Raw genomic sequence first — 13,784 nt, forward strand, 5'->3', positions numbered from 1 at the left:
CTAGGCGCGCCTCTCACCCTAAGGTATAGCGGATAAACGTTATCGCTCACGTTAGACTATTATTGTCAGGTGACACGATTCACCTTTACACTCTTGAACGTTTAACCTCCGCGAATCGCTGTCTTTCCTTCACGCCTCATTGGATGAGCTACGCCATGCCACGCATTCTTCAATGGTCGATCACGGTCGCTCTCGCCGGCTTCCTGTTCGGCTTCGATACCGCTGTCATCTCAGGTGCGGACACCTCTCTGCAGAGCCAGTGGGGTCTCAGCGACCTCATGCACGGCCTGGTCATCATGTCGATGGCACTGTGGGGCACGGTCATCGGTGCCATCTTCGGCAACTGGCCGACAGATCACTTCGGCCGCCGCGCGACCCTGATCGGGATCGGGATCCTCTATCTGGTCTCGGCGCTGGGTTCGGCGCTGGCCACCGACCCTTATGTGTTCTCATTCTTCCGCCTGCTGGGGGGGCTCGGTGTCGGCGCGTCCTCCGTGGCAGCACCCATCTACATCTCCGAGATTGCCCCCCGCGAGCGCCGTGGAGCGCTGGTCGGGCTCTACCAGTTCAACATCGTTTTCGGGATTCTGATCGCCTTCGTCTCCAACTACTTCATCGGCTTCGTCGATGGTGAGAATTGGCGCTGGATGCTGGGGGTGGAAGCCGTGCCGGCGGCGCTCTACCTGCTGATGATCTGCAAGGTACCGCGCAGCCCGCGCTGGTTGATCCTCAAGCGCAATGACGAGGCGGCTGCCGCCGAGATCATCCGACTGATCAACCCCAAGGCCGACATCGCCGAGGAAATCGCCATCATCCGTGGCACGGAAAGCGAGGAAAGTGCCAAGCAGCACACCCGTCTGTTCGCCTGGCGCTATCGTCTGCCGATCCTGTTCGCCTTCCTGATCGCGGCCTTCAATCAGCTCTCCGGCATCAACTTCATCATCTACTACGCGCCGCGCATTCTGGCCGAGGCGCAGCTGGAATCGAGCGCCGCCCTGCTCTCGACGGCCGGGATCGGGGTCATCAATCTGGTCTTCACCATGCTGGGGATGTCACTGATCGACAAGCTGGGCCGCCGCACCCTGATCCTGATCGGCTCGGCCGGCTATCTGCTGTCGCTGTGCCTGATCGCCTGGGCCTTCCATCTCGAGGACTTCTCCGCCATGGGCGGCTATGGCGTGCCGATCCTGCTGGGCGTGTTCATCGCGGCGCATGCCATGAGTCAGGGCACGGTGATCTGGGTGTTCATCTCCGAGATCTTCCCCAACAAGGTACGCGCCATGGGCCAGTCCTTCGGCAGCTCCGTACACTGGATCTTCGCGGCCCTGATCGCGTTGCTGATGCCGACCATCCTCAGCCACTTCAGCGGTGGGCCGGTGTTTGCCTTCTTCGCCTTAATGATGCTACTGCAACTGATCTTCGTGCTGTTCTTCATGCCCGAGACCAAGGGTGTCTCGCTTGAGGAACTGCAGGGCCGCCTGGTTCGTCCCACCCAACGCGAACAGGCCGCAGCGCTCGAACCCCAGAGCCGCTGACCCGCGACGGCCCGCCTCTCGGCTGACACATGCCATCCCCACGACGCCCCGCCCTGCGGGGCGTTCTCGTTGCTGCCCTCTTGATTGCCCTCGTCAGTTCCCTCGTCAGCCCCCTTGAGTGCCATCTTCACTGCCCGGTTCACGATGTCGTGAAACGTTCAATCAGCGTGTCATCAGCGCCAACGCAACAGACTGGCGTAACGTCTGAAAATTACGAATCATTACCAACATATCCTTTGGTATCGAAAGCATTGCGGGGGCGCCAAATTTAGTGAAATGATCCATCCGAAACGTTTCGGAAGATGCTTTTCAGCGATTTCTCGACCTGACACCTTGCCAGAGACCTCCACCATGCCACCGAAGATCACGCTGAAATATCTCGCCACTGAACTGGGGCTCTCGGTGACCACCGTCTCTCGCGCCCTGGGGGGGTTCGAGGATGTCAGCGTAGCGACACGTGAACGAGTCCAGGCCTTCGCCAACGACGTGGGCTATCAACCCAACCAGAGCGCACGCCGACTGAAGACCGGCCGCACCTCCTCGGTGGGCTACATCATGAACGGCGCCCAGGGCGACTTTCGTGACCAGTTCAACACCCGCCTGCTGGTGGCGCTGGGGCAGGCACTGCACGATGCCGCACCGGAGCACGACCTCATCGTCACCACGGTGCCGGAAGACCGCGACGAGCTGGAGACCTACAAGCGTTTCATCGATGGCGGCAAGGTGGACTCCTTCGTGGTGGCGCGTACCTGCATCCAGGACCCGCGCGTCGATTTCCTGCTCGACAGCGGTGTCCCCTTCGTCACCCACGGTCGCACCGGCCGCGCCGACGAGCACGACTGGGTCGACATCAATGCCGCCGATGGTTTCCTGCGCGCCACTCGCCATCTGATCCAGCAAGGACATCGCAACATTCTGTTCCTCAACTTCTTCAGCGATCTCTATACCGCGGTGGAGCGTGAGACCGGCTATCTGCAGGCCATGCGCGAGGCCAGCCTCGCCCCCAGCTCGCGCCATTGCCCCCACGGTTACGCCAGCGCCTATCAGATCGCCAGAGAGGTGCTGGCGAGTGCCGATGCCCCCACCGCCTTCGTGTGCGCCAGCGACATCTTCGCCTACGGGGTGATGGAAGCCGTCAGCGAGAGCGGGCGTACGCCCGGGCGGGATATCGCCATCATCGGGGCGGACAACCTGCCACCGCTGATGTACCAGCAACCCAGCCTGAGCACGCTGGACATCTCCTTCGAGACCGTAAGCCAAGCGCTGATCGAGCTGGTACTGGCCCCGCGAGAGGGTGTGCCACGCCACCGCTGTTTCGATTACGAGCTTCTGCTGCGCGATACCACTGGCTGACGCGCCGCCCGTGAACGCTGCCTCTTCATCCCACTACCCGCCCCGGGAGACACCCATGCGCAAGATGCCGACCGCCCTCGCCGTGATGGCACTGTTGGGCAGCACCTCCGCCCTCGCTGACCTCACCTTCTTCAGCACCCAGGCAAGGCCGCTGGAAGAAGCCCAGCAGATGCGCGAGATCGCCCTGGCACCCTACGCCGAGTCCATCGATTACATGCCGCAGGAAACCGGTACCTTCCTGTCACGACTGGAGGCGGAGAAGTCGAGTCCCGAAGGCGCGCTGGACCTGCTCGGCGGCCTGCATGGCGAGCTGGGCTCGCTGACGCCCGGCATTCTCGCGCCACTGGATACGCTGGCAAGCACGCTCAAGGACAAGGGCATCAGCGAGCAATACCTGACGCTGGGCAAGCTGGGCGGCGAGCAACAGCGCTACATCCCCTGGATGCAGGCCACCTACATCATGGCGGCCAATCGCAAGGCGCTGCCCTACCTGCCCGAAGGCGCGGATCTCGATGCACTGAGCTATGACGAGCTGCTGGCCTGGGGGCGCAATCTCGAGACCGCCACCGGCCAGCCCAAGCTGGGCTTCCCGGCCGGTCGCTAGGGGCTGATCCACCGCTTCCTGGAAGGCTATCTCTATCCCTCCTTCACCCATTCGGTGGTGCGCGAGTTCCGCAGCGCCGATGCCGTGGCCATGTGGCAGAAGTTCCGCGAGATCTGGACGGTGACCAATCCACGCTCCACCGCCTACGGCTTCATGCAGGAACCGCTGCTCAATGGTGAGGTATGGGTGGCGTTCGATCACACCGCGCGTCTCAAGGATGCCTTCAACAAGCGTCCCGATGATTTCGTGGCCTTCCCGGCGCCGGCAGGCCCCAGCGGTCGAGGCTACATGCCGGTGGTGGCAGGGCTGGCGATGCCGGCCAATGCCTCCGACCCCGCAGCCAGTCGCAAGCTGATCCGCTATCTGATGACGCCCGAGGCCCAGATTCGCACCCTGCGCGCCACCAACTTCTTCCCCGTGGTCACCGCTGAATTGCCCGATGATCTGCCCGCCAGCATTCGCATGTCCGGCAAGGCGGTGGCGACACAGTCTTCCGCCGAGGATGCCTTGCTGTCCCTGCTGCCCAGTGGCCTGGGGCAACAGGCGGGCCTGTTCAACAAGATCTACCGCGATGCCTTCGTGCAGATCGTGCTGCGCGGCGCCGACATCGAGGAGACGCTGGATATTCTCGCGCCGCGCCTGCAGACGCTGATCGACACCGCAGGGGCCAGCTGCTGGCTGCCGGACACGCCCAGCGACGGCCCCTGCCCGGTCAAGTAATTCGCTCACTCGAGCCGTCGCTCGACAGCACGCATCACTCGCAACACTTGCAACACAAGCAGCAGCAACGGCACCCCTCGACGGGTCGCCATGACGGTACGCCAACCCCTGTCATGCCGACCCGGTGCCACGAACCCCTTCCGACACGCCATCACAACAACGTCAAAGGTGAGCAAAGATGAAGCATGATCGCTGGCTACCTTATTACCTGATCGCCCCCAGCCTGCTGTTCATGGGCGCCTTCACCCCTTTCTGGAGATCTTCGCCCAGGCCTTCACCCAGCCTGACGGCGGCGTGAGCCTCGCCAACTTCACGCGCATCTATCAGGACTTCAATTTCTGGCCCTCGCTCAAGAACACCCTGCTGCTCACCGGTGTCGTGGTGCCGGTCCAGCTGGTGCTGGCCATCGGCATGGCGCTGATGGTCACAAAGATGAACAAGGGGCGCGACAGCATCCTCTACATCTGGACCATCCCGCTGGGCATCTCCGATCTGGCCGCCGGCATCATCTGGCTGGCGATCCTGGAACAGTTCGGGTTTCTCAACAGCTTCTTGAGCGCGGTCAGCGTGATCGATGCGCCAACCTCGTGGCTCAACTATCAGAACGCCTTCGCGCTGTTCCTGGCAGTGGTGGTCGCGGAAATCTGGCGCGGCACCGCCATCGTGCTGGTGACCCTGGTGTCGGGCATGGGGCTGATCCCCAAGGAATATGACGAGGCCGGTCAGGTGTTCGGCGCCAGCTACTGGCAGCGCCTGTGGAAGATCACCCTGCCGATGCTGCGCCCGAGCATCCAGTCGGCACTGATTCTGCGCACCCTGCTGGCACTGGAAGTCTTCGCGGTGGTGATGATGCTGGCGGCAGCGACATGCCGGTACTGATGAGCGAGACTTTCGACTGGCAGTTCCTCTATCAGCAGACCGGCGCCGCCTCCGCCTACGCGGTGCTGATCATGCTGATCTCGGTAGTCATCACCGGCTGCTACCTCAAGTTCCTCAACGTTCCGAAGGAGGCACGCTGATGAAATCCACGACATCCGAGGCCATCATGCCGGCTCCCGTGTCTTCTCGTTCCGATTCCCAGGCCCCGGCGCAGGCGCAGAGCGCACACAAGCCACGCCGTCATGACATGGCCTGGAAATGGCTGTTCCGTGCCGGTGTCGCGATTCTGGTGCTGTGGGTGCTGGTGCCCATCGCCCTGCTGATGCTCAGCAGTGTCAGCACCCCGGAGCAGATCAGCGGCTGGCCCAAGACCCTGCCCCCGGCGCTGAGCTTCGAGACCCTCGACTTCTTCTGGCACTACCAGGGCGTGATCAGTGCGCTGGGCAACTCGCTGCTGGCCGCCGCCTTCACGATGGTGATCGCCATCGTGCTCGGCGCTCCCGCCGGGTATGCGCTGGCCCGCTTCGTGTTCCCGGGCATGAACGCCTTTCGTCTGATCATCATCCTGTCGCGGGCCTTCCCGATGCCGCTGCTGGCGCTGCCGCTGGCCGTCATCTTCATCCAGGTGGGCATCGATGACTCCATCCTGGGGCTGGCGATGGTCCACGCCACCCTGGCACTGCCCTTCGCGGTGCTAATCACCTCGAGCCTGTTCATGGGCATCCCGGTAGAACTCGAGGAAGCCGCCTGGCTGATGGGCTGCAACCGCTGGCAGGCCTTCCGCCGTGTGGTGTTGCCGCTGGCCGCGCCGGGCATCACCGCCTCTGCGGTATTCGCCTTCGTGATCTCGTGGAACGAGGTGTTCGCCTCGGCGATTCTCACCGTCGAGAACCGCACCCTGACGGCCTTTCTGGTCCAGAGCCTTTCCGAGTCGCCCGCCGAGATCAAATACGCCGGCGGTCTGATCCTGGTCGTTCCGGCGCTGCTGTTCCTGTTCGCGATCCACAAGTACCTGTCCAGCATGTGGGGCATTTCCAACCGCTAGCGTACGGCCCTTCAACCGGCCAATGCATGACGACGGCGGTCACCTGTCCATCCAGCGCCGTCGCTCACGATTACAAGGAGTCCGACCATGTCAGCCATCCAGATCAGTGCCGTACGCAAGCAGTTCGGCAAGCAGGAAATCCTCAAGTCCATCGATCTCGAGATCCGTGACAAGGAATTCACCGTGCTGCTCGGCCCGTCCGGCTGCGGCAAGTCCACCCTGCTGCGCATCATCGCGGGGCTGGAGTACGAGAGCAGCGGCTCGATCCGCATCGGCGAGCGTGAGATCACCTCCCTGGCACCGCGGGATCGCCGCATCGCGGTCATGAAGGGGGGCCAGATCGAGCAATACGCGCCGCCCTCCGAGATCTACCACTATCCGGCGACCGAATTCGTCGGCAGTTTCATCGGCAATCCACCAATGAACTTCATCGCCCCGGATGCGCGCTGGCACCAGGCCGCCCCGGCCGCCAGCCAGATCCACAGGTGCGGTATCCGCCCCGAGGACTTCGAGGTGCGTTTCGAGCCCACCGAGGACTTCGCGCCGGTCCGTGTGCTGGTCACGGAGCTGCTGGGCTCCCACAAGCAGCTGACTGCCCGCTTCGGGGACGAGATGCTGCGCGTCAACGTACCGAGTGACCTGGAGATCGCCAATGGCAGTGACATCCACATCCGGCCGCTGGCCGAGAAGATGCGCTTCTATGACCACAGCGGCCAGCTGATGTCGGCGTGAGGCGTGTTGATCCCTTTCGACCCGAGCCTTTGATTGCGAACCTTTGATCCAGAACCTTTGATCCAGAACCTTTGATCCAGAACCTTTGATCCAGAACCTTTGATCCAGAACCTTTGATCCAGAACCTTTGATCCAGAACCTTTGATCCAGAACCTTTGATTTCGAACCTGTCATCCCGAACGGAGTCGACTTACATGAATGCCAAGCTCGACGCGCTCAGCGCTCACGACGTTCTCAAGCTCAACGACCTGGGCGGCTACACCGTCCCCACGCGTGGCCTCTACCCCTTCCAGTGGAACTGGGACGCCGCCATCACCGCGCTGGGCTGGCTGGCGGCCGGTGACGAGGCACGTGCCTGGCGTGAGATCGAGCGTCTGCTGGAAGGCCAGTGGGACAACGGCATGGTGCCGCACATCGTCTTCCACGGTGACGCGGAAACCTACTTCCCGGGGCCGGAAGTCTGGGGCGTTAAGCGCAGCCCGGCGACCAGCGCCATCTCCCAGCCACCGGTGCTGGCCAGCGTCATGAAGCTGCTGTTCGAGGAAGGCCGTGACCGCCGGCTTGCCGAGGAGAAACTGGCCGCCACCCTGCCTGGCGTCATCCGCTATCACCTGTGGTTCTACCGCGACCGTGATCCGGAACATACCGGCCGCGTGTGCAGCTATCACCCCTGGGAGTCCGGCATGGACAACAGCCCCCAGTGGGATGGCCCGCTGGCTGGCGTGCCGCCGGTCGATGCCGAATACGTGCGTCGCGATACGGGGCTGGTCGACCCGTCCGAGCGCCCGCACAAGTACGAATATGATCGTTACATCTATCTGGTGAAGTTCTTCCAGCAGAACGAGCACGACGCCGAGGTGCTGTATCGCGACTGCCCGTACCGCGTCGAGGACATCAGCCTCATCTCCATCCTGCACCGTGGCACGCGCGACCTGATCGCGCTATGCGAAGAGGATGCCGCCGGTCTGGGCCTGGTCAACGCCCACGGCGAGGCGCTTTACAGCCTCAAGCAGTCGCTGGCGCGCACCGAGGAAGGCGTGCAGGCGCTGTGGAGCGATGAGCTGGGCTGCTTCCTCAGCCGCGATGCGCGTGCCAATGTGCTGCTGGAGCACGTCACCACCGCCGGTATCCTGCCGCTGTTCGCCGGGGTCGCCAGCGGTGCCCAGGCGCAGCGCATGGGCGGCCTGCTCGAGGACTGGCTGGAACAGGCGCCCTTCGGTGTCGCCTCCACCCACCCGGCCAGCACCCGCTTTGAGCCCAAGCGCTACTGGCGCGGGCCGAGCTGGCTGCACATCAACTGGATGCTGGCCATCGGCTGTGAGGAATATGGCATGTCCCGCGAGGCCGACCGGATCAAGCAGGCCAGCCAGCAGTGCATCGCGGCGGCAGGCTACTATGAATACTTCAATTCGGTGACCGGCGAAGGCTGTGGCGGTCGCGACTTCTCCTGGACGGCAGCGATGGACCTCTACTGGCTCAACCCGCTGGAAAGCTTCACCGCCAGCAAGGCGGCGTCCGGCGTCGAGGAGGTCTCCTGATGACTCAGCACGCCTCTCAACAGATGCAGGCGCCGCAGAAGGCACCGCTGACCCGGCAGGCTGTGCCGCCCATGCCGGCAACGTTCGCCAGCCGCGGCTTTCTGGACACGCATATCCGCTCGATCATGGACTTCTATCTGCCGCGCGCGGTGGATCAGGAACGCGGCGGCTACTTCCAGGCGTATCGTGATGACGGCAGCGTGTATGCACCCGCAGCGCGTCATCTGGTCAGCAGCACGCGGATGATCTTCAACTTCGCGATGGAATATCTGCGCACCGGTGACCAGGCGTGTCTGGCCGCGACCCGTCATGGCATCGATTATCTGCGCGAGGTGCATCTCGATCCGCAGACCGGTGGTTACCTGTGGTCGCTGAGCGAGCAAGGCGAGGCGGATCATACCAACCAGTGCTACGGACTGGCGTTCGTGATGCTGGCCTACGCGACGGCCTGGCGCGCCGGTATCGAGGAGGCCCGCGGCTGGCTGGACGAGACCCACGCCCTGATGGAGCAGCATTTCTGGTCGGAGTACCACGGTCTGTACGCCGATGAAGCCAGTGCCGACTGGCAGACACTGTCTGACTACCGTGGCCAGAACGCCAACATGCACGCCTGTGAAGCCATGCTGGCCGCCTTTGAAGCCACGAATGACGAACGCTATCTGGAGCGGGCCATGACCCTGGCCCGCAACATCTGCCAGCGTCAGGCCGCCAAGGCCGATGGCCTGATCTGGGAGCATTACGATCGCGACTGGAACGTCGACTGGGACTACAACCGCGACGACCCCAAGCACCTCTACCGCCCGTGGGGCTTCCAGCCGGGCCACCTGACCGCATGGGCCAAGCTGCTGCTGATGCTCAAGCGTCACCGCGATGACGACTGGCTGCTGCCGACCGCGAAGCGTCTGTTCGATACCGCGATGGATCTGGCCTGGGACGGCGAACATGGTGGGCTCTACTACGGCTTCGCGCCGGATGGCACCATCTGCGACCACGAGAAGTACTTCTGGGTGCAGGCAGAGAGCCTGGTGGCCGCAGCGCTGCTGAACGAGGCCACCGGCGAGTCGCACTACGCCGAGTGGTATGAACGCCTGTGGGGCTACGCCTGGCAGCACTTCATCGACCATCGCTACGGCGCCTGGTATCGCCTGCTGAATGCCGACAACCAACGCTTCGATGATCTCAAGAGCTCGCCCGGGGCCAAGTGTGACTACCACAGCCTCGGCGCCTGCCATGAGCTGCTGCGCGTGATCACGGACGACTGAGCCCTGTCGCACTGCGACTGCACCACCCGACACCCCGCCCTGTGCGGGGTGTCCTCGTATGAGGAGAGCCTTCTCTGTCCATCGCCGTCCGCCAGCATGCTCTATTTATTCGTACACCTATCATGTTTCTTTAGCGCGCCGCTCGTGACAATACTGAAACCCGCTGATCGCTCCACCAGAGGGCGACAGGCTCGGGGTCTCCCCGAGGCGGTGCCCGTGTCTGAGACGTCGTCACGACACAAGCGCGCACTGGACAAGAAGGCGCCTCACAAGCCGTTGCTATTCAAGCAGTTCTTACACAAGAAGTTACTACACAAGCAGTCACTACAATAACAAGCGGAGTCCCACATGCCCCTCGCTCAACTCCTGGACTGGCGGTTGCATCTGCTGGTCGTGGTGCTATCTCTCGGCGCCGAACTGATCGGTATCCTCAAGTTCCCCCTCGGCCCCGGCACCCTGCTGCTGTTGCCCCTGTTCTATGCCTTCATTGCGGCCGTGCTGTGCAATCCGCACCTGTTCAGCGGCACGAAACGTGTCATCCCGCCGGTGATCAGCGCGGCGGCAGGACCGGTCATCCTGCTGTCGATCATGCCGTTCATCGCCCGCTTCGGCTCCACCATCGGCCCGGCCATCGAGCAGCTGATCTCGGCAGGTCCGGCGCTGATCCTGCAGGAGCTGGGCAATCTGGGTACCATGCTGATCGCGATGCCGATCGCGGTCGTTGTGCTCAAGATGGGCCGTGAGGCGATCGGTGCGACCTACTCCATCGCGCGGGAACCCAATATCGCGATCATCTCCGACAAATATGGCCTCAAGGGCCCGGAAGGTGTCGGCGTGATGGGCGTCTATGTCGTGGGTACCATGTTCGGCACCCTGTGGTTCGCGTTGATGGCGGGCTACCTGACCTCGCTGGATATCTTCGACCCGCGTGCGCTGGCCATGGCGTGTGGTGTCGGCAGCGGCAGCATGGTGGCGGCATGTTCCGGCGCCATCGCCGGTGCCCTGCCGGAGATGGGCGAGGAGCTGTTGGCCTTCGCCGGCGCCAGCAACCTGCTGACCTATGCCACCGGCCTCTACGTGTCCCTGTTCATCGCCCTGCCGGTCGCCGAGCGCCTGTTCACCTTCTTCAGCCGCAAGCGAGCCGGCGACAATGGCGCCATGAATGACGAGGAAGCCACGCTTGCCTCCGAGGCGCTGGCCGAAGATCGCCCGGAGAACCAGCTGGGCAAGACGGCACTGGTGGTCGCGGCGGTCTGTGTGGTCGGCTGGGTGGTCAACACCATCAACGGTGCCAGCCTGATCGACGCCGCCCCCGGCATGCTGATCCTCTACGTGATGACCATGCTCGGCCTTGGCGTCGCTCGCCTGATGCCCTTCTATCTGCCGGCCATCGCCTGGGTGTCGCTGGTCAGCATTCTGATGACACTGCCATGGTTCCCGGGCAGCGGCTGGATCACCGAGCAGCTGAGCTTCGTCAACTTCCTTGCCATCGTCACGCCGGTACTCGGCTACGCGGGTCTGGCGCTGAGCAAGCGCGAGTTCAGCATGTTCCGCCAGGCTGGCTGGAAGCTGGTGATCATCTCGCTGCTGGTCTTCACTGGCACCTATATCGGCTCGGCGGTCGTGGCGCAGGCACTGCTCTGATCACACGGGCTTCGCACGTTGCTTCCCCCCCTCTCAACACATTCAAGCCGGCACTCCAGGGTGCCGGTTTCCACAGGAATTCAGCATGCAACTACCCGAGAACATCGACGAGGCACTGCTGCGCAGCTGGCGTCATGAGTTTCATCAGCATCCCGAGACGGCCTTCGAGGAGCACCGCACCTCGGCGCGCGTCGCCGAGATCCTGCGTGCGGCGGGTCTCGAGGTCACCACCGGACTTGCCGAGACCGGCGTGGTGGCGGTGCTGGATGGCAATCTGGGGCCGGGACGTACCATCGGTCTGCGTGCCGACATGGACGCGCTGGATGTCACCGAGGCCAACGCCGTCTCACATTGCTCGCATACACCGGGCAAGATGCATGCCTGTGGCCACGACGGCCATACCACCATGCTGCTGGGCGCGGCCTGTACGCTGGCGCGTGATCCGGACTTCGCCGGGCGCGTGGTGTTCGTGTTCCAGCCCGCCGAGGAAAACGAAGGCGGCGGACGCCGCATGGTCGAGGATGGCCTGTTCGAGCAGTTCCCGATGGAGGCCATCTACGGCCTGCACAACTGGCCGGGACTGGCGCTGGGCGAAGCCGCCGTGCATGACGAGGCGGTGATGGCGGCCTTCGATGTCTTCACCCTGACCTTGAGCGGTCATGGCTGTCATGCGGCCATGCCGCATCTGGGCAAGGACACCATCCTGGCGGCCTGCCAGCTGGTGACCCAGCTTCAGGGGCTGATCAGCCGCGAGACGCCGGCCCACAAGACCGCGATTCTCAGCATCACCCAGTTCCATGCCGGCGATGCCTTCAACGTGATGCCGGAAGTGGTCGAGCTGCGTGGCACGCTGCGCTGTTTCGACCCGGCACTGCGGGCGCACCTGCAGCAGCGCTTCCATGATGCCGTCGATGCCATGGCGACCTTCCATGGCCTCAAGGTCGAGTTCGACTATCAGCCACGCTACCCGGCGACCCTCAATACTCCGGGACACGCCGAACGCTGTGCCAATGTCCTGGCGCAACTGCCCGGCATCCAGAAGGTCCATCGCGATCTGCCGCCCTCCATGGCCTCGGAGGACTTCGCCTATCTGCTGCAGGAGTGCCCCGGCGCCTATATCTGGCTGGGCAACGGCGAGGACAGCGCCTCACTGCACAACCCCAACTACGACTTCAACGACGCTGCCACCCCCATCGGGGTCAGCTATTGGACGTCACTGGTGCGCGAGTTGCTGACGCGCGATTGATGGCCACATGCCCTTGGCGGCAAGCGCGATGCGAATGACGTCGCCAGGCGCGGCGTTGAACTTGATCAAGGACCATCGCAATCTACACAGTGTCATGACTCTGGTGAGGAAGGAGCGACATGAAAATCAGCGTGATCGGCAGGGAAGCCATTGGCGCACGGAGCCGTACGGCGCTCTCAAGGGCAGGGTTTGAGGTGGCGGGCGAAGTGGCAGACAAGCTGACGGACCAGGTGACGGCCGAGACGGCGGGCGCTGCGACCGCCACGGTGGAGCAACGCTGCCACGCGCCTCATGAGCAGAGCGAGGCCGAGCGGTGGTTCGATACGCATGCACGGCCGCGTGAGCGATTCACCAGCGAGGTCTACCTGCTGGCGCTGGCAACCTCCCAACAGGTGCAGAAGGTACTGACTGGCAAGGAAGGCCTGCTGCGACTGGCACCGCCGGGCAGTGTCATCGTCGATCTCTGCCGGGGCGATGTGAATATCAGCCGTGAGCTGGCCGTGCAGACCCGGCTGGCTGGCCATCACTGGCTGGAAGCGGCTTCCAGTCGCGACCCTCGCGATGAGAGCGAAGGCCATCTCACGCTGCTGGTCGGCGGTGATGACGCCACCGTGCAACGCATGACGCCCCTGCTCGAGGCCATCGCTACCCGCCACCTGCACGTCGGGGATGCCGGCTGTGGGCATGCGGCCGTGCTGGCCAATGACTATCTCCACGCCGCCCATCTCATCACCACGGCAGAGGCGATCGCGATGGCCTATCGCGCCGGGGTGCGGCCTCACGCCTGCATCGATGCCATCAATCTGGGCGCCGGCCGCAGCGCCGTCAGCGAAGTGAATTTCCCGCGCTGGGTGCTGCCGGGAGATTATGATTCCGGTATCTCCACCGGTGCCCTGCGCCGCGACCTGCGCCTGGCGCGCAGCTACGTGACCACCCTCAAGCTGCCTTCCGGGTTGATGAAGGCGGTCTTCGATCGCTGGCAACCACCCGAACTGTGCCCGGCGGATGAAGATGACATCCATCATCTGTGTGATCGCTGGCTCAGTGATATTCCCGCTCAACTGCGTCACACCTCATCACCTGCCACCGACGCCCCGAGCACGCTGACCGACGCCGGGGCGCCTCGCTCATCAGGTCGCGATGCCTCGGCGCCGGGCAGGGTGACGGATGGCTCCCGGCCGCCTGCCGAGAAAGCCTGAGCCCACCCCCATCGCGGGCTGACGCGT

13 protein-coding genes are annotated in these 13,784 nt (G+C 63.6%); all 13 read left to right on the forward strand.

The features are described 5' to 3' along the window. The first annotated feature begins 62 nt into the window (after positions 1–62). On the forward strand, positions 63–1,535 hold the full coding sequence (locus ACZYGA_RS08110) for a sugar porter family MFS transporter (RefSeq protein WP_479398830.1): 1,473 nt from the start codon (positions 63–65) through the stop codon (positions 1,533–1,535). Positions 1,536–1,886: 351 nt separating this feature from the next. Then, positions 1,887–2,888 carry a substrate-binding domain-containing protein gene (locus tag ACZYGA_RS08115; protein WP_479398831.1) on the forward strand — a complete coding sequence of 334 codons (1,002 nt, stop codon included), beginning with the start codon at positions 1,887–1,889 and terminating at the stop codon, positions 2,886–2,888. A gap of 55 nt (positions 2,889–2,943) precedes the next feature. Next, positions 2,944–3,492 carry a hypothetical protein gene (locus tag ACZYGA_RS08120; protein ID WP_479398833.1) on the forward strand — a complete coding sequence of 183 codons (549 nt, stop codon included), beginning with the start codon at positions 2,944–2,946 and terminating at the stop codon, positions 3,490–3,492. A gap of 84 nt (positions 3,493–3,576) precedes the next feature. Then, positions 3,577–4,212 carry an extracellular solute-binding protein gene (locus tag ACZYGA_RS08125; RefSeq protein WP_479398904.1) on the forward strand — a complete coding sequence of 212 codons (636 nt, stop codon included), beginning with the start codon at positions 3,577–3,579 and terminating at the stop codon, positions 4,210–4,212. Between the two features lie 294 nt (positions 4,213–4,506). Further along, a complete protein-coding gene (locus ACZYGA_RS08130; RefSeq protein ID WP_479398834.1) occupies positions 4,507–5,091 on the forward strand; it encodes a carbohydrate ABC transporter permease in 585 nt (194 codons plus the stop codon). After that, positions 5,079–5,231 (forward strand): hypothetical protein, encoded by a 153-nt coding sequence (locus tag ACZYGA_RS08135; RefSeq protein ID WP_479398836.1) that lies wholly within the window; start codon positions 5,079–5,081, stop codon positions 5,229–5,231. Before ACZYGA_RS08130 ends, ACZYGA_RS08135 begins: the two co-directional genes overlap by 13 nt. Further along, positions 5,231–6,136, forward strand: coding sequence for a carbohydrate ABC transporter permease (locus tag ACZYGA_RS08140; RefSeq protein WP_479398838.1), 906 nt, complete (start codon positions 5,231–5,233; stop codon positions 6,134–6,136). The genes ACZYGA_RS08135 and ACZYGA_RS08140 overlap by 1 nt, the downstream gene beginning before the upstream one ends. Before the next feature lie 87 nt (positions 6,137–6,223). Further along, a complete protein-coding gene (locus ACZYGA_RS08145; RefSeq protein WP_479398840.1) occupies positions 6,224–6,868 on the forward strand; it encodes an ATP-binding cassette domain-containing protein in 645 nt (214 codons plus the stop codon). Between the two features lie 194 nt (positions 6,869–7,062). After that, positions 7,063–8,406: an MGH1-like glycoside hydrolase domain-containing protein gene (locus tag ACZYGA_RS08150; protein WP_479398842.1), complete on the forward strand. Its 1,344-nt coding sequence runs from the start codon at positions 7,063–7,065 to the stop codon at positions 8,404–8,406. After that, on the forward strand, positions 8,406–9,668 hold the full coding sequence (locus ACZYGA_RS08155; protein ID WP_479398844.1) for an AGE family epimerase/isomerase: 1,263 nt from the start codon (positions 8,406–8,408) through the stop codon (positions 9,666–9,668). The genes ACZYGA_RS08150 and ACZYGA_RS08155 overlap by 1 nt, the downstream gene beginning before the upstream one ends. A 348-nt stretch (positions 9,669–10,016) precedes the next feature. Then, the gene (locus ACZYGA_RS08160) at positions 10,017–11,312 is read left to right on the forward strand and encodes a DUF3100 domain-containing protein (RefSeq protein ID WP_271302487.1); all 1,296 of its coding nucleotides are present in this window, start codon (positions 10,017–10,019) and stop codon (positions 11,310–11,312) included. 85 nt (positions 11,313–11,397) lie between these two features. Beyond that, positions 11,398–12,558: a M20 aminoacylase family protein gene (locus ACZYGA_RS08165; protein WP_176494011.1), complete on the forward strand. Its 1,161-nt coding sequence runs from the start codon at positions 11,398–11,400 to the stop codon at positions 12,556–12,558. Positions 12,559–12,677: 119 nt separating this feature from the next. Beyond that, positions 12,678–13,757, forward strand: a complete 1,080-nt coding sequence (locus ACZYGA_RS08170; RefSeq protein ID WP_479398846.1) for an NAD(P)-dependent oxidoreductase — start codon at positions 12,678–12,680, stop codon at positions 13,755–13,757. Positions 13,758–13,784 lie beyond the last annotated feature (27 nt).

The organism is Cobetia sp. BL01, assembly GCF_056493605.1.